Below are 15,680 nucleotides of genomic sequence, written 5' to 3' on the forward strand. Positions count from 1 at the left end.
GCGGTGCGGTGCCGGGTGCGCCAGACTGGCGAGCGTGCTGCTGACGATTACGACGACCGCGAAACCCGCCACCGACCTGGGTTTTCTGCTGCACAAGCATCCAGATCGGGTCCAGGAGTTCGGGCAGTCGTTCGGCATGGCACGCGTCTTCTACCCCGAGGCGGCAGCGGACCGGTGCACGGCCGCGCTGATGCTCGACGTGGACCCGATCAAGCTGGTGCGCTCCCGCGGGCGCTCCTCCCCGGACTTCAGCCTCAGCCAGTACGTCAACGACCGTCCCTACGCCGCCTCCTCGCTGCTGGCCGTGGCGCTGGCCGACGTGTTCCGCACGGCGCGCACCGGGCGCTGCGACGCGCGGCCCGGGCTCGCCGCCGGGCCGGTTCCGCTGGAGATCACGCTGCCCGCCCTGCCCTGCCGGGGAGGTCCCGAGCTGGCCGCCCGGCTGTTCGAGCCGCTGGGCTGGCGGGCCGAGGCGCGTGCCGTACCGCTGGACGAGGGGTTTCCCGAGTGGGGCGACTCGCGTTACGTACGGCTGGCCCTGAGCGGTGAGGTCAGGCTGGCCGACGCGCTCAACCAGCTCTACGTGCTGCTGCCCGTCCTCGACGACGCCAAGCACTACTGGATCGCGGCCGACGAGGTCGACAAGCTGATCAGGGCGGGGGAGGGCTGGCTCGCCACCCACCCCGAGCGAGGGGTGATCACCCGCAGATACCTGGGCCGCCGCTGGGCGCTGACCCGCACCGCGTTCGCCCGGCTGGCCGAGGTCGGCGACGACGTCGAGGAGGACCTGGAGCCGCCCGTCGAGGAGGAACCCGCCGCTCCCGAGCACGAGCCGAGCCCACCGCCCAACGCGAGCGCCCTTGAGAGTGCGGCCCTTGAGGGCGTGGAGTCTGAAGGTGTGGAGTCTCCCGGGGTTGTGCCCCAGGGTGCCGGCTCGCCGGGGGAGGAGAGCGGCGGGGAGCCGAGGGTGCCGCTCAGCACGCTGCGGAGGCAGGCCGTGCTGGCCGCCCTGGAAGGGCTGGGCGCGCGCAGCGTCGCGGATCTCGGGTGCGGATCCGGGCAACTCCTCGCCGACCTGCTCAAGCGGCCCGCCTTCGCCAGGATCGCCGGCGTGGACGTCTCCACGCACGCGCTCGCGATGGCGGCCAGGAAGCTCAAGCTGGACCGGATGCCCGACGCCCAGCGCGGCAGGCTGGAGCTCTTCCAGGGGGCGCTGACCTACACCGACCGGCGGCTGGCCGGGTACGACGCCGCCGTGCTGATGGAGGTGATCGAGCATGTGGACCCGCCGCGGCTGCCGGCCCTCGAACGGGTCGTCTTCGGCGCGGCCCGGCCCGTTCATGTGCTCGTGACCACCCCCAACGCCGAGTACAACGTCCGCTACGAGTTCCTCACCGGGCACCGCCACCCCGACCACAGGTTCGAGTGGGACCGCGCCGAGTTCGCCGCGTGGGCCGCCGCCGTCTGCGAGAGGTACGGCTACCGCGTCGTGCTCCAGCCGGTCGGCGAGGAGGACCCGGAAGTGGGCGCGCCGACCCAGATGGGCGTGTTCAGCCGTGCCGAGCGAGCGGAGACCGGCGAATGAGTTCTGAGATCAGCGTTCCCGAGCTGTCACTGGTGGTGCTCGTCGGGGTGTCGGGCAGCGGCAAGTCGACGTTCGCGTCGCGCCACTTCAAGCCGACCCAGATCGTCTCCTCCGATTTCTGCCGCGGTCTGGTGGCCGACGACGAGACCGACCAGGCCGCCACCGGTGACGCCTTCGACGTGCTGCACTACATCGTCGGCACCCGGCTGCGCAGGGGCCTGCTCACCGTGGTGGACGCCACCAACGTGCAGTGGGAGTCCCGCAAGTCGCTCATCGAGCTGGCCAGGTCGCACAACGTGCTGGCCGACGCGATCGTGCTGGACGTGCCCGAGCAGCTGGCGATCGACCGCAACGCCGTACGGCCGGAGCGCGCCTTCGGGCCCGCGGTCGTGGTGCGGCAGCGCAAGGACCTGCGGAGATCCATGAGCAAGATCTCCAGGGACGGTTTCCGCCGGGTCCACGTCCTGCGCGGCGTCGAGGAGATCGACGCGGCCACCGTGTCCCGCGAGCGGGCGTGGACCGACAAACGCGACCTCACCGGCCCCTTCGACCTGATCGGCGACGTGCACGGCTGCCGCTCCGAGCTGGAGACCCTGCTCGGCACCCTCGGCTGGCAGATCGAACGCGCCGACGGCCGGGCGGTCGGCGCCACCCACCCGGAGGGCAGGACCGCCGTCTTCGTCGGCGACCTGGTCGACCGCGGGCCCGACTCGCCGGGCGTGCTGCGCCTGGTCATGGGCATGGTCGCGGCCGGGACCGCGCTGTGCGTCTCGGGCAACCATGAGCAGAAGCTCGCCCGCTCGCTGAACGGCAGGAAGGTCAGGGTCGCGCACGGCCTGGAGCGATCACTGGAACAGCTCGCGCTGGAGCCGCCGGAGTTCGTCGAGCGGGCCAGGCTGTTCATGGACGGCCTGATCAGCCACTACCAGCTCGACGGCGGCGGGCTGGTGGTCGCGCACGCGGGGCTCAAGGAGGAGTACCACGGCCGCGCCTCCGGCCGGGTCCGCTCCTTCGCCCTCTACGGCGACACGACCGGCGAGACCGACGAGTACGGCCTGCCGGTGCGCTATCCCTGGGCCGAGGAGTACCGCGGCCGCGCGACGGTCGTCTACGGTCACACGCCGATCCCCGAGCCCGAATGGGTCAACAACACGATCTGCCTGGACACCGGCTGCGTGTTCGGCGGCGCCCTGACCGCGCTGCGCCACCCCGAGCGAGAACTCGTCTCGGTGCCCGCCGAGCAGGTCTGGTACGAGCCGGTCAAGCCGCTGGCCGCCGCCGCCGGGCGCCGCGACCCCGCGGTGCTCGACCTCGGCGACGTCGCGGGCACCCGGCACGTCGACACCAGGTTCGGCGGGCGGATCAAGGTACGGGAGGAGAACTCCGCCGCCGCGCTGGAGATCATGAGCCGGTTCGCGGCCGATCCCCGCTGGCTCGTCTACCTGCCGCCGACCATGGCGCCGCCGGAGACCTCCAGGCTGGAGGGCTATCTGGAGCACCCGGCCGAGGCGTTCGCGGAGTATCACCAGGCGGGTGTGGGCGAGGTGGTGTGCGAGGAGAAGCACATGGGCTCGCGGGCGGTGGCCGTACTGGCCCGCACCCCTGAGGTGGCCGCGGCCAGGTTCGGCGTGGACGACGGCGGTACCGGGGCCGTCTACACGCGCACCGGCCGTCCGTTCTTCACCGACCCCGCGCTGGTCACCGAGCTGGTCGCCCGGCTGCGGCACGACCTCGCCCCGCTCTGGGAGGAGCTCGGCTCCGACTGGGTGGTGCTCGACTGCGAGCTGCTGCCCTGGTCGGCGAAGGCGGGCGAGCTGATCCGCCGGCAGTACGCCTCGGTGGGGGCGGCGGCCCGCACGGCGCTGCCGGAGGCCGTCGCGGCGCTGGAGTCGGCCGCCGCGCGCGGGATCGACGTGGGCACGCTGCTCGACCACACCCGCCGCCGCCACGAGAACGCCGCCCGCTTCCGCGACGCCTACGCCCGTTACTGCTGGCCCGTCTCCGGCCTGGAGGGCGTACGGCTCGCCCCGTTCCAGATCCTCGCCTGCGAGGGCCGCCTGCTCGCCACGCGGGAACCGCACGCCTGGCACCTGGGCGTGCTGTCCCGCCTTGAGTCCGAGCTGATCGCGCCCACCAGGAGCGTCTTCGTCGACCTGGCCGACGAGGCGTCCCGGGAGGCGGCCGTCGGCTGGTGGAAGGCGCTCACCGCCGAGGGCGGCGAGGGCATGGTCGTCAAGCCCGCCCAGTTCACGGAGGGGCGCGTGCAGCCGGGGATCAAGGTGCGCGGCCGGGAGTATCTCCGGATCATCTACGGCCCCGACTACACCGAGAGCCTCGACGTGCTGCGCAACCGTTTCCTGGGCCGGAAGCGGTCGATGGCGCTGCGGGAACACGCGCTGGGGCTGGAGGCGCTGGCCCGGCTGACGGAGGGGGATCCGCTGTGGCGGGTCCACGAGCCCGTCTTCGCGGTGCTGGCCCTGGAATCCGAGCCGGTAGACCCTCGTCTGTGACCACAGAACGCCTGATCAGCCCACAAAGGTGACGGTACGTGAGCGATGGGTAGGTGTCTCCCACCTGCCGTAGTCGCTACGGCGTCCTTTTCGGGGTAAGGATCGGCATGGGAGCCACATCTTCGCCGGGCACGCACCAGGAGAGGCTGGGCCACGTCGTTTTCATCACGGCGGCAGCAGCCATCGGCGGTTTCCTGTTCGGCTATGACAGTGCGGTGATCAACGGGGCGGTCACCGGCATCCAGAAGCACTTCAACGTCGGGCCTGTCCAGATCGGGGCGACGGTCGCGGCGGCCCTGCTGGGCTCGGCACTAGGCGCGTGGATAGCCGGCATGCTGGCGAATCGGCTGGGCCGCACCCGAACCATGCAGATCGCCGCGATCGTGTTCGCGATCAGCTCGATCGGGCAGGCGCTGCCGTTCGCGATCTGGGATCTGGCCCTGTGGCGGGTCATGGCGGGTGTCGCGATCGGGATCGCCTCGGTGATCGGGCCCGCCTACATCGCGGAGGTCGCGCCGCCGGCGTACCGGGGCAGGCTGGGCTCGTTCCAGCAGCTCGCGATCGTCCTGGGCATCGCGGTGTCGCAGCTCGTCAACTACGCGATCGCGCAGCGCGCCGGCGGGAACGTGAACAACGAGATCTTCGGGCTGCAGGCCTGGCAGTGGATGCTCGGCGCCTGCGCGGTGCCCGCCCTGCTCTATCTGATCTTCGCGACGATCATCCCGGAGTCGCCCAGGTTCCTCGTCTCGGTGGGCAGGATCCCTGCGGCCAAGCGGGTCCTGCGCGACGTCGAGGGTGACAAGGTCGATGTCGACGCCCGGGTGGCGGAGATCCAGGCGGTGCTGAAGGGCGAGCGCCGGCCCACGCTGCGCGACCTGCGAGGGACGGCGCTCGGCCTGCAGAGCATCGTCTGGGTCGGCATCGCCCTGTCGGTGTTCCAGCAGTTCGTCGGCATCAACGTGATCTTCTACTACTCGGCCTCACTGTGGCAGTCGGTGGGCATCAACCAGAGCGACTCGCTGCTGATCAGCTTCTCGACCTCGATCATCAACATCGTGGGCACGTTCATCGCGATCTCGCTGGTCGACAAGATCGGCCGCAAACCGCTGCTGCTGGTCGGCTCGGCGGGCATGGCGATCGCACTGGGCACCGCGGCCTGGGCGTTCAGCGGCGCGATCAAGGTCGGCGAGGCCGTCACCCTGCCGGAGACGCAGGGCACGGTGGCGCTGATCGCCGCGCACGTGTTCGTGCTGTTCTTCGCCCTGTCCTGGGGTGTCGTCGTATGGGTGCTGCTGGGTGAGATGTTCCCCAACCGCATCCGCGCGACGGCCCTGGCCGTCGCCGCCACCGCGCAGTGGCTGGCCAACTGGCTGATCACCGTGTCGTTCCCCAGCCTGTCGGCGTGGAGCCTGTCGGGCGCCTATGTCGGCTACTCGGCGATGGCCGTCCTGTCCTTCATCTTCGTGGTCGTGTTCGTCAAGGAGACCAAGGGCAAGAAACTTGAGGAGATGGGGTGACGGCCGTCACATCCGGTGCGCCCGGTGATGGCGGTGGCGCGCCATGCCCACCGTGGCGAAGATCAGCCAGGCCAGGAAGATGAACGGCAGCGGGCCGAACCCGCCGACGAACATGACCAGCCCGAGCAGGAACAGCACCGGCGCCACCGGCGGCCCGTGCCGCCGCCCGCGCGCGCGGTGGCCGTGCCAGTGGGGCCGGTCGTAGGCGCGCGCCGGGCGGAAGGGCTCATGCCTGGGCGCGACGGGCCGGGGATCGGGCAGATCCTCCGCCACCCGGGCCAGCTCGCGGCCGGTCCGGGCGGTGAGGGTCAGCCCGAGGCGCTCTTCGAGTTCTTCATGGGTGATGCGGCCCTGCGCGAAGTGCTCGCGCAGGGCGCCCATCATCTCCTCGCGCTCCGCGTCACCGATGCGCAGGTCGTCGCGAGAGGTCATGGGGTCACTCCTCTGCTGGGTCACCGTCTGCCAGGATTTGGTAGAGCTTGCGTCGGGTCTCCACTAGAGTCTGCCTCGCCTGACGGATCTGTGCCTCGCTGCCCGTCTGCAGGATCTGGACCATGGCGAATCCCGACTGCTTGGCCAGGTCCATCAGTTCCCAGGTGCTGTCGTCGACGTCGGGCCTCATCTCCTCCCAGGGGGCACGCACCTCCTCGGAGTGGTCGGCGACGTAGGCCAGGCCGGCCTCGGTGAGCCGGAAGGTCTTACGTCCCTCGCTCTCCTCGGGACGGACGAGGCCCTCGTCGGTGAGCTGCTGCAGGGCCGGATAGACGGCGCCGGGGCTGGGCTTCCAACCGCCCTCGCTACGCTCGGCGATCTCCTGGATGATCTGGTAGCCGTTGCGCGGCTCCTCGGCGAGCAGAGCCAGGATCGCGGCCCTGACGTCGCCGCGCTTGGCCTTGCGCCCCCGCCCGAATCCCCTGCCTCCGGGCGGGAAACCGGGACCGAAGACGCCCCTGCCGAAGTCCCAGGGGAAGGGGCGGTGGCCGCCGTGTCCCCGGTGGCGGTGCTCGTGCGGGCCGCCGCGCGGCGGCCCTGCCTGCTGCCAGGCGGAGGCGGCCGTGGTCATCGCCGCCCAGGCTCCTCTGGCCGCGCGCCGCATCTCGCGGCGGATCTCATGGGGGTCCTGTCCGGCCCACCCCATGGTGTGTGCCGATGTCATCTCGTCCTCCGAATAGGTGTCGATCGTTCTTCGATGCTTCAAAGATATATCGAGAGCGTTCTTAGGGCAACCCCGTGCCGAGTGAGCCAGATCACTGGATTTCTGGATAACGAGGGGAACAAACGCCTGAGATCTACGCGTTATCAGGGCATAGACGGGATCGTTCCCGCCTCGGAAGGGCTGGGGGGTGCTTTCGAGGGCCGGTGAACGATCCCGTCTGTTATTTCCGGCGGGACGCCGTGGGATTTGCCGCCGCTTTACCGTAGGCTCGGTAAGCGTGATCTTGACATGATGGGCCACACGCACGCGCTCACCGGAGCCGTCGCCTGGCTGGCCGTGGCGCCCGGGCTGGCCGCGCTGCCCTACCTCACCGAGTCGAACAGGTTCGTCGAGACAGGGATCATGGCGACCGCGTTGACCCCGGCCGAGTTCATCGCCGGCACGCTGGTGTGCGCGGGAGCGGCCATGCTCCCCGACCTCGACCATCCGAGCGCGACGATCGCACAGACCTTCGGGCCGCTCACCTGGGGGCTGAGCAAGGCGGTCGCCTGGGCCAGCGGCGGGCACCGGGGGGCGACGCACTCCCTGGTCTTCGCCATATTGGTCGGCATCGGCGCGCACCTGCTCGCGGACAACTATCCGATCGGCAGGGACATCCTCGTCGTCCTGATGATCGGGCTCGCGCTGCGGGCCATCGGCATCGGCATTCCGGGCAAGAAGCTCGCCTCGGCGTTGGTGAACGCCGGGCTCACCATCGGGCTGTACGCCGTCTTCCGGTCCTTCGACGTGGGATACGCCTGGCTGGGCCTCGCGATCGGGGTGGGCAGCCTGATCCACGTGGTGGGCGACTGCTGCACCGAGCGGGGATGCCCGGTGCTCTGGCCGCTCAAGGGGCGGTGGGTCCTGCCGTACAAGATCGGGATCAAGACCGGGCGGGCCTTCGAGCAGAAGATCCTCGCTCCGGTGCTGTCCGTCGTGATCGTGGGACTGCTCTACTTCCGCCTGGTCCCAGCCTGACAGCGATAACTTGATGTCGAGATATATCTGGCGGTATCTTGATATCGAGACATCCGCCGCGCTCGGTGATGGGGTTAGGCATACCTAAGTGGTTGAGCCACTCCGTCGGTGCGGCAGGATCTCTGCTGAGACAGACAGCAATGGAGGAGGCGATTCATCGTGTCCGCGAACAGCTTCGGCAGCCGTGACACGCTCCACGTAGGCGACGCCGCTTACGAGATCTACCGGCTGGACGCTGTCGAGGGATCGGCGCGCCTCCCGTACAGCTTGAAGATTCTGCTGGAGAACCTGCTGCGCGCGGAGGACGGCGCGAACATCACCGCCGACCACATCCGGGCGCTCGGCGCCTGGTCGCCCTCGGCCGCGCCCAGTGTGGAGATCCAGTTCACCCCCGCTCGCGTGATCATGCAGGACTTCACCGGCGTCCCGTGCGTGGTCGACCTGGCCACGATGCGCGAAGCCGTACGTGACCTGGGCGGCGACGCGTCCAAGATCAACCCGTTGGCGCCGGCCGAGATGGTCATCGACCACTCCGTCATCGTCGACTTCTTCGGCGGCAACGACTCCTTCCGGCGTAACGTCGAGCGGGAGTACGAGCGCAACCGGGAGCGCTACCAGTTCCTGCGCTGGGGCCAGACCGCCTTCGACGAGTTCAAGGTCGTCCCGCCCGGCACCGGCATCGTGCACCAGGTCAACATCGAGCACCTGGCCCGCGTCGTGATGATCAGGGACGGCAAGGCGTACCCCGACACCTGCGTCGGCACCGACTCCCACACCACCATGGAGAACGGCATCGGCGTGCTCGGCTGGGGCGTCGGCGGGATCGAGGCCGAGGCCGCCATGCTCGGCCAGCCGATCTCGATGCTGATCCCCCGCGTGGTCGGCTTCAAGCTGACCGGGAAGCTGCCCGCCGGGGCCACCGCCACCGACCTGGTGCTGACGATCACCGAGATGCTGCGCAAGCACGGCGTCGTCGGCAAGTTCGTCGAGTTCTACGGCGAGGGCGTCACCAGCGTGCCGCTGGCCAACCGGGCCACGATCGGCAACATGAGCCCCGAGTTCGGCTCCACCTGCGCGATCTTCCCGATCGACCAGCAGACCATCGACTACCTCACCCTCACCGGGCGCGAGGAGCAGCAGGTCGCACTGGTCGAGGCGTACGCCAAGGCCCAGGGCATCTGGCACGACCCGGCGCACGAGCCCGACTACTCCGAGTACATCGAGCTCGACCTCGGCACGGTCGTCCCGTCGATCGCCGGCCCGAAGCGTCCCCAGGACCGCATCGCGCTGACCGAGTCGAAGGAGACCTGGCGCCGCGACGTGCGGGTGTTCGTCGCCGACGAGGACGGTGTCGACGAGGCGAGCAAGGAGTCCTTCCCCGCCTCCGACTCGCCGGCCTCCAACTCCAGTGCCAACGGGGTGCGGCCGCACAAGCCGACTCCGGTCACGATGGCCGGCGGCGACTCCTTCGAGATCGACCACGGCGCCGTCGTGATCGCCGCGATCACCTCGTGCACCAACACGTCCAATCCCTTCGTCATGCTGGCCGCGGCCCTGCTGGCCAGGAATGCCGTGGACAAGGGCCTCTCCAGGAAGCCGTGGGTGAAGACCTCGCTGGCTCCCGGCTCGCAGGTCGTGACCGGCTACTTCGAACGGTCCGGCCTCCAGCCGTACCTCGACAAGCTGGGCTTCAACCTGGTCGGCTACGGCTGCACCACCTGCATCGGCAACTCGGGCCCGCTCCCGGAGGAGATCTCCGAGGCGGTCCAGGCCAGCGATCTCGCCGTGACCGCGGTCCTGTCGGGCAACCGCAACTTCGAGGGCCGGATCAACCCCGACGTGAAGATGAACTACCTGGCCTCGCCGCCGCTGGTGGTCGCCTACGCGCTCGCGGGCACGATGGACCTCGACCTGAACAACGAGCCGCTCGGGCTCGGGTCCGACGGCAAGCCCGTCTACCTCGCGGACATCTGGCCCGCCCCCGAGGAGGTCGCCGAGGTCGTCAACTCCTCGATCGGCCAGGACATGTTCAAGCGCGACTACGCCGACGTGTTCAAGGGCGACGACACCTGGCGCTCGCTGCCGATCCCGACCGGCGACATCTTCGAATGGGACCCGGCCTCGACCTACGTCCGCAAGGCCCCCTACTTCGACGGCATGCCGCCGGAGCCCACGCCCGTCACCGACATCCACGGCGCCCGGGTGCTCGCCCTGCTCGGTGACTCGGTCACCACCGACCACATCTCGCCGGCGGGCTCCATCAAGGGCGACTCCCCGGCGGGGCGGTACCTCCGCGAGCACGGCGTGGCGGTCAAGGACTTCAACTCGTACGGCTCGCGCCGCGGCAACCACGAGGTGATGATCCGCGGCACGTTCGCCAACATCCGCCTGCGCAACCAGCTCGCACCGGGCACCGAGGGCGGCTTCACCCGCGACTTCACGGCCGAGGGCGGTCCGGTCGCGGCGATCTACGACGCGTCCGCCAACTACCAGGAGGCGGGCATCCCGCTGGTGGTGCTCGCGGGCAAGGAGTACGGCTCGGGGTCGTCGCGTGACTGGGCGGCCAAGGGCACCGCGCTGCTCGGCGTCCGCGCGGTCATCGCGGAGTCCTACGAGCGCATCCACCGCTCCAACCTGATCGGCATGGGCGTCCTGCCGCTGCAGTTCCCCGAGGGCGGCTCGGCCGCCTCCCTGGGCCTGACCGGCGAGGAGACCTTCGAGATCACCGGGGTGGAGCGGCTCAACGAGGGCGGCATCCCCGCCACCGTGACCGTGACGGCCGGCGACAAGACGTTCGAGGCGGTCGTGCGCATCGACACGCCCGGCGAGGCCGACTACTACCGGCACGGCGGCATCATGCAGTACGTCCTGCGGTCGCTGCTCGCCAAGAGCTGAGCAGCGGGACGCGGGAACCGGGCCGCACCTGATCGGTGCGGCCCGGTGGGGCGTTACCTCAATACGCCCCATTCGGGGGAACCACCCGAGACAATGAAGAGCCGCCCGGCGAACTATCACTTCGCCGGGCGGCTCTTCGCTGTCAGATCATTCGTCTCAGCAGAGTGGACACCTCGGCGATCGTCTCATCCGGCACCCGGCCGATATGAAACTCGAATCGCTGCGGTGAGACGGCCCGGATCTGCTCGACCATGGCCCAGCTCGTTCGTGAGAGGTTGGTCTCAGCGGCCTTGATCTCGACGTGAGTTCCGAACCGGCGTTCGCGGGTGGTGAGCGGAACCGCGAAGACGAGGGCGAACCTCGACTGGTTGACATGCTCGTCGCTCACGATCAGGACAGGGCGGCGATAGCCCTGCTCGCGGCCGATCGGCTCGCCCATGTCGGCGAACCAGATCTCACCTTGAGCTATCTTCATCGTTCTCCTCGGGAAATTTGATCAGGCCCTCCCACTCGGGAGCTATCCTGCGAGAGCCTGCGGGCGGACCCATGAACAGCTCCCGCTCCGCGACGTATTCGGCCCAGGACTCGGGTTCCTCCCGCTGGGTCCGCTCGATCGCGGCGTTGAGCTCCTGCCAAAACATCTTGTTCTCGTAGTCGCTGATGGCTTCGTTGAGCACCTCGGTCATATTGCGACCCTCCTGTCGGGCGAGTTTCGCGAGCTTGTCTCTCGTGCTGACGCTGACGCGGATCGTCGTCGCTTTAGGCTTCATCGTCATACTCCTGAGGCTACGTCCGCGTCTACGATGCAGTCTACTACGAATTGCTCACTCTGGTCACACGCTCTGCAACACAGAGTAAACCATGTGGACGTCGGTAGCGGAGATGGTTAGCTCGTCGTCATGGGTGATGACGCTTTTCTCCTTGTTTTGGCGGGTGTGGCCGTCTTTGTAGGGGCCGTGGTGCAGGGAAGTGTGGGTTTCGGGGTGGGGCTGGTGGGCGCGCCGGTGATCATGATGCTGGATCCGGGGGTGATGCCCGGCGCGATCCAGGTGGTCAATCTGACGATGCCGCTGTTCACGCTGGCCGTGGGGTGGCGCCGGGTGGACTGGCGGGGAGTCGGGTGGGCGCTGCTCGGCCGACTACCCGGCAGTGCTCTCGGCGCAGTCATTCTGGTCTACATATCCGCATACACCTTGGGCATTCTCGTGGGCGGCATGGTGCTCGTCGCGGTGGCCCTGAGCGCGTGGACGGTGGCGGTGCCGCGCAACGCGGGGACGATCACGGGGGCGGGGCTCGTCTCGGGCGTCACGGGCACCGCGACCGGCATCGGCGGGCCGCCGATCGCGCTGGTCTTCCAGGGGGACAAGGGGCCGCAGATCCGGGCGACCTTGGCCATGTACTTCTTCCTCGGCGCGGCGCAGGCGCTGCTCATCCTCTGGCTCGTCGACGAGTTGACCGTCGAGGCGGTGCGTTTCGGGGGGCTGCTGGTCCCGTTCATGATCGCGGGTTTCCTGGTCTCCGGGCCGCTGCGCCGCTACCTCGACGGGGGCCGGGTCAGGGTCGCGGTCCTGGTCGTGGCCGGAGCGTCGGCGGTGGCGTTGATCGCGCAGAGCCTGGGACGTTAGGGCGACGTTTCTGGATTGTTACCAGGAACAACAAACTCACCCCTGTGGGGGTCTTCCTAAGCAGGCCGTCGGCGGATTACGTTGCCGCAAACAACTTTCAACTCCCCCCAACCCCCCACGAAAGGACCCGTGCGATGCGCAAGGGGATCCTCAGCCTTACGGCCGCCGCGGCGGCGATCACCCTCGGTCTCACCGCTTGCGGGGGCGAGAGCGGTGGCACCACGGGCGCCCAGGAGACCGCCACCCAGGCGGCCAAGCCGGGCAAGATCGGTGTCATCCTGCCCGACAGCAAGTCCTCGGCCCGCTGGGAGACGGCGGACCGCAAGTACCTCGAAGAGGCGTTCAAGACCGCCGGCGTCGCCCACGACATCCAGAACGCCCAGGGCGACAAGAACACCTTCCAGACGATCGCCGACCAGATGATCACCAATGGCGCCACCGTGCTGGTCATCGTCAACCTCGACAGCGGCACCGGCAAGGCCGTACTGGACAAGGCGAAGTCGCAGGGCGTGGCCACGATCGACTACGACCGGCTGACCCTGGGCGGCAGCGCCTCCTACTACGTCAGCTTCGACAACGTGAAGGTCGGCACCCTCCAAGGGGAGGGACTGGCGAAGTGCCTGACCGAGAAGAAGGCGGACAAGCCCATCGTCGCCGAGCTCAACGGCTCTCCGACCGACAACAACGCCACGCTGTTCAAGCAGGGGTACGACGGCGTGCTCCAGCCCAAGTACGACTCGGGTGACTACGTCAAGGGCCCGGACCAGTCCGTTCCCGAGTGGGACAACACCCAGGCGGGCACGCTCTTCGAGCAGATGCTGACCCAGGAGCCGAAGATCGCGGGAGTGCTGGCCGCGAACGACGGGCTCGGCAACGCAGCCATCACGGTGCTGAAGAAGCAGAAGCTCAACGGCAAGGTGCCGGTCACCGGCCAGGACGCCACCGTGCAGGGGCTGCAGAACATCCTCACCGGCGACCAGTGCATGACCGTGTACAAGGCGGTCAAGAAGGAGGCCGACGCGACCGCGGAGCTCGCCATCGCCCTGGCCAAGGGCGAGAAGCCGACGGTGAGCGGGTCGGTGAAGGACCCCGAGGGCGGCAGGGACGTGCCCTCGGTCCTGCTGGAGCCCCAGGCGATCTTCTTCGACAACGTCAAGGACGTCGTCACCGACGGGTACGTCAGCAAGGACGAGCTGTGCACCGGCGACTTCGCCGAGAAGTGCACCGAGGCCGGCGTCTCCTGATCCCGCACGGCCGGCATGTCCAGACGGGACGTGCCGGCCGTACCATCCGCATCAGCGCCCCCGAAGAGGAGCAGCCCCCATGCCCCCCGTACTCGAGCTACGCGGGATCGACAAGAGCTTCGGCCCCGTGCAGGTCCTGCACGACGTCGCCTTCTCCGCCCACTCCGGCGAGGTCACCGCGCTCGTCGGAGACAACGGCGCGGGCAAGTCCACGCTGGTCAAGTGTGTGGGCGGAATCTATCCGATCGACGCCGGAGACTATCTCTTCGAGGGCAGGCCGGTGCAGGTCAACGACCCGCGTGCCGCCGCCGAACTGGGCATCGAGATCGTCTACCAGGATCTGGCGCTCTGCGACAACCTCGACATCGTGCAGAACATGTTCCTCGGCCGGGAGCGCAAGAGCGGCTTGGTCCTCGACGAGCCGACCATGGAGGAGATGGCCGAGCGGACCCTCGCCGGCCTCTCCGTCAAGACCGTGAAGTCGATCCGCCAGCTCGTCTCCAGCCTCTCGGGCGGCCAGCGGCAGACCGTGGCCATCGCCAAGGCCGTGCTCTGGAACAGCAAGATCGTCGTCCTCGACGAGCCGACGGCGGCGCTCGGCGTCGCACAGACCGCCCAGGTGCTCGAACTCGTCCGCAGGCTCGCCGACAACGGCCTCGCCGTCGTGCTGATCTCGCACAACATGAACGACGTGTTCGCGATCTCCGACCGGATCGCGGCCCTCTACCTGGGGCGGATGGCGGCCCAGGTCAAGACCTCCGACGTGACGCACGCGCAGGTCGTCGAACTGATCACCTCGGGCCGTAGCGGGGAACTCGGCCTCAACAACGGCAGCGGAGTCGCGTCATGAGCGCCACCTTGACCCCCGACCGCACGGTCGACACCCCCTCGATCGCCAACAACACCCGCGGCTACTTCGAGCGGGTACGCGGCGGGGACATGGGCGCGCTGCCCGCCGTCTTCGGCCTGATCGTCCTCTGCACGGTCTTCGCCGTGCTGCGGCCCTCGTTCCTCACGTCGGGCAACTTCGCCAACCTGTTCACCCAGGGCGCCCCGGTGACCGTCATCGCCATGGGCCTGGTCTTCGTCCTGCTGCTCGGCGAGATCGACCTGTCGGCGGGCTTCGCCAGCGGGGTGTGCGCCGCCGTGCTCGCGGTCCTGCTGACCGGGCAGGGACTGCCGTGGTACATCGCGGTCAGCACCGCGATCGCGGTCGGGGTGCTGATCGGGGCGGTGCTCGGGCTACTCGTCGCGAAGGTGGGGATCCCCTCCTTCGTGGTCACGCTGGCCGCCTTCCTGGCCTTCCAGGGACTGGTCCTGCTGCTGGTCAAGAACGGTACGATCATCGCCGTCCGCGACGAGACGATCCTGGCCCTCGCCAACAACAACCTGCCGCCCGCCCTCGGCTGGGCCCTCTTCGCGGTCTGCGTGGCCGGTTACGCGGCCGTGCAGGTGGTGCGGGCACGCAAGCGGGCGACCCGGGGGCTGACCGCCGACCCGCTCACCCTGATCGCGCTCCGGGTGGGCCTGCTCGCGCTGATCGCCGGGCTGGCCGTCTACGCGCTGAACCTGGAGCGCAGCCGCAACGAGCTGATCGTCTCGCTCAAGGGCGTGCCGATGGTGGTGCCGCTCATCGTGGTCCTGCTGCTGGTGTGGACCTTCGTGCTGCGCCGTACGGCGTTCGGGCGGCACGTCTACGCGGTCGGCGGAAACGCGGAGGCCGCCCGCCGGGCCGGCATCCCGGTGGACCGCATCAAGATCAGCGCGTTCGTCATCTGCTCCGGCATGGCGGCGATCGGCGGCATCATCTTCGCCTCCAAGGCCGCCTCCGTGGACCCCACGACGGGAGGCAGCACCGCCCTGCTGTACGCCGTGGGCGCGGCCGTCATCGGCGGCACCAGCCTGTTCGGCGGCAAGGGCAGGGTGATGGACGCGGTGCTGGGCGGCGCCGTGGTCGCGGTGATCGAGAACGGCATGGGCCTGATGGGCTACAGCGCCGGGGTGAAGTACATGGTCACCGGGTCGGTCCTGCTGCTGGCGGCGGGGGTCGACGCCCTCCTGCGCAAGCGCGCCGCCGCCACTGGTCTAAGGTGATCAGCGACTCGGACCCCTCCCTCGAACGGCAGGCACC

At 69.1% G+C, this 15,680-nt stretch carries 13 protein-coding genes; 9 read left to right on the top strand and 4 right to left on the bottom strand.

The genetic code is table 11. From position 1 onward, the window contains the following. Positions 1 to 34 precede the first annotated feature (34 nt). The 3 genes from MBA17_RS11885 to MBA17_RS11895 all read left to right on the top strand — a co-directional run bounded on the left by MBA17_RS11885 (position 35) and on the right by MBA17_RS11895 (position 5,612). A complete protein-coding gene (locus tag MBA17_RS11885; protein ID WP_238496447.1) occupies positions 35 to 1,585 on the top strand; it encodes a 3' terminal RNA ribose 2'-O-methyltransferase Hen1 in 1,551 nt (516 codons plus the stop codon). Continuing rightward, a complete protein-coding gene (locus MBA17_RS11890) occupies positions 1,582 to 4,095 on the top strand; it encodes a polynucleotide kinase-phosphatase (RefSeq protein ID WP_238496448.1) in 2,514 nt (837 codons plus the stop codon). The genes MBA17_RS11885 and MBA17_RS11890 overlap by 4 nt, the downstream gene beginning before the upstream one ends. 107 nt (positions 4,096 to 4,202) lie before the next feature. Further along, positions 4,203 to 5,612 carry a sugar porter family MFS transporter gene (locus MBA17_RS11895; protein WP_238496449.1) on the top strand — a complete coding sequence of 470 codons (1,410 nt, stop codon included), beginning with the start codon at positions 4,203 to 4,205 and terminating at the stop codon, positions 5,610 to 5,612. A 6-nt stretch (positions 5,613 to 5,618) separates the two neighbouring features. On the opposite strand, the gene MBA17_RS11900 is transcribed toward MBA17_RS11895, so the two are convergent. Then, positions 5,619 to 6,044, bottom strand: a complete 426-nt coding sequence (locus MBA17_RS11900; protein WP_238496450.1) for a DUF1707 SHOCT-like domain-containing protein — start codon at positions 6,042 to 6,044, stop codon at positions 5,619 to 5,621. A 4-nt stretch (positions 6,045 to 6,048) separates the two neighbouring features. After that, positions 6,049 to 6,768 carry a PadR family transcriptional regulator gene (locus MBA17_RS11905; protein ID WP_238496451.1) on the bottom strand — a complete coding sequence of 240 codons (720 nt, stop codon included), beginning with the start codon at positions 6,766 to 6,768 and terminating at the stop codon, positions 6,049 to 6,051. A 288-nt stretch (positions 6,769 to 7,056) separates the two neighbouring features. Between MBA17_RS11905 and MBA17_RS11910 the strand changes: the two genes are divergently transcribed. Further along, the gene (locus tag MBA17_RS11910) at positions 7,057 to 7,785 is read left to right on the top strand and encodes a metal-dependent hydrolase (protein WP_238496452.1); all 729 of its coding nucleotides are present in this window, start codon (positions 7,057 to 7,059) and stop codon (positions 7,783 to 7,785) included. A 159-nt stretch (positions 7,786 to 7,944) separates the two neighbouring features. Then, positions 7,945 to 10,680 carry an aconitate hydratase AcnA gene (gene acnA, locus MBA17_RS11915; RefSeq protein WP_238496454.1) on the top strand — a complete coding sequence of 912 codons (2,736 nt, stop codon included), beginning with the start codon at positions 7,945 to 7,947 and terminating at the stop codon, positions 10,678 to 10,680. 142 nt (positions 10,681 to 10,822) lie between these two features. Here acnA and MBA17_RS11920 read toward each other — a convergent pair whose 3' ends face one another. Together MBA17_RS11920 and MBA17_RS11925 are read right to left on the bottom strand one after the other, a co-directional pair. After that, on the bottom strand, positions 10,823 to 11,155 hold the full coding sequence (locus MBA17_RS11920) for a type II toxin-antitoxin system PemK/MazF family toxin (RefSeq protein WP_238496455.1): 333 nt from the start codon (positions 11,153 to 11,155) through the stop codon (positions 10,823 to 10,825). Then, positions 11,136 to 11,456 carry a ribbon-helix-helix protein, CopG family gene (locus tag MBA17_RS11925; RefSeq protein ID WP_238496456.1) on the bottom strand — a complete coding sequence of 107 codons (321 nt, stop codon included), beginning with the start codon at positions 11,454 to 11,456 and terminating at the stop codon, positions 11,136 to 11,138. The genes MBA17_RS11920 and MBA17_RS11925 overlap by 20 nt, the downstream gene beginning before the upstream one ends. Before the next feature lie 123 nt (positions 11,457 to 11,579). Between MBA17_RS11925 and MBA17_RS11930 the strand changes: the two genes are divergently transcribed. From MBA17_RS11930 to MBA17_RS11945, 4 genes are all read left to right on the top strand, one after another. Next, a complete protein-coding gene (locus MBA17_RS11930) occupies positions 11,580 to 12,305 on the top strand; it encodes a sulfite exporter TauE/SafE family protein (protein WP_274385277.1) in 726 nt (241 codons plus the stop codon). 134 nt (positions 12,306 to 12,439) lie between these two features. Then, a complete protein-coding gene (locus MBA17_RS11935; RefSeq protein ID WP_238496458.1) occupies positions 12,440 to 13,549 on the top strand; it encodes a sugar ABC transporter substrate-binding protein in 1,110 nt (369 codons plus the stop codon). Between the two features lie 79 nt (positions 13,550 to 13,628). Beyond that, positions 13,629 to 14,399 carry an ATP-binding cassette domain-containing protein gene (locus MBA17_RS11940; RefSeq protein ID WP_238496459.1) on the top strand — a complete coding sequence of 257 codons (771 nt, stop codon included), beginning with the start codon at positions 13,629 to 13,631 and terminating at the stop codon, positions 14,397 to 14,399. Beyond that, entirely contained in the window at positions 14,396 to 15,643 is a 1,248-nt protein-coding gene (locus tag MBA17_RS11945) for a sugar ABC transporter permease (RefSeq protein WP_238496460.1), read from the top strand. The genes MBA17_RS11940 and MBA17_RS11945 overlap by 4 nt, the downstream gene beginning before the upstream one ends. Positions 15,644 to 15,680 lie beyond the last annotated feature (37 nt).

Origin of the sequence: Dolomitihabitans soli (assembly GCF_022213955.1) — a bacterium.
GTDB classification, from domain to species: domain Bacteria; phylum Actinomycetota; class Actinomycetes; order Streptosporangiales; family Streptosporangiaceae; genus Streptosporangium_A; species Streptosporangium_A soli.

Excerpts from the sequence above, each read along its gene's own strand:
- MBA17_RS11900 (WP_238496450.1), bottom strand. The coding sequence starts at position 6,044 with ATGACCTCTCGCGACGACCTGCGCATCGGTGACGCGGAGCGCGAGGAG.
- MBA17_RS11910 (WP_238496452.1), top strand. The coding sequence starts at position 7,057 with ATGATGGGCCACACGCACGCGCTCACCGGAGCCGTCGCCTGGCTGGCC.
- MBA17_RS11925 (WP_238496456.1), bottom strand. The coding sequence starts at position 11,456 with ATGACGATGAAGCCTAAAGCGACGACGATCCGCGTCAGCGTCAGCACG.
- MBA17_RS11895 (WP_238496449.1), top strand. The coding sequence starts at position 4,203 with ATGGGAGCCACATCTTCGCCGGGCACGCACCAGGAGAGGCTGGGCCAC.
- MBA17_RS11930 (WP_274385277.1), top strand. The coding sequence starts at position 11,580 with ATGGGTGATGACGCTTTTCTCCTTGTTTTGGCGGGTGTGGCCGTCTTT.
- MBA17_RS11945 (WP_238496460.1), top strand. The coding sequence starts at position 14,396 with ATGAGCGCCACCTTGACCCCCGACCGCACGGTCGACACCCCCTCGATC.
- MBA17_RS11890 (WP_238496448.1), top strand. The coding sequence starts at position 1,582 with ATGAGTTCTGAGATCAGCGTTCCCGAGCTGTCACTGGTGGTGCTCGTC.
- MBA17_RS11905 (WP_238496451.1), bottom strand. The coding sequence starts at position 6,768 with ATGACATCGGCACACACCATGGGGTGGGCCGGACAGGACCCCCATGAG.
- MBA17_RS11935 (WP_238496458.1), top strand. The coding sequence starts at position 12,440 with ATGCGCAAGGGGATCCTCAGCCTTACGGCCGCCGCGGCGGCGATCACC.
- MBA17_RS11940 (WP_238496459.1), top strand. The coding sequence starts at position 13,629 with ATGCCCCCCGTACTCGAGCTACGCGGGATCGACAAGAGCTTCGGCCCC.
- MBA17_RS11920 (WP_238496455.1), bottom strand. The coding sequence starts at position 11,155 with ATGAAGATAGCTCAAGGTGAGATCTGGTTCGCCGACATGGGCGAGCCG.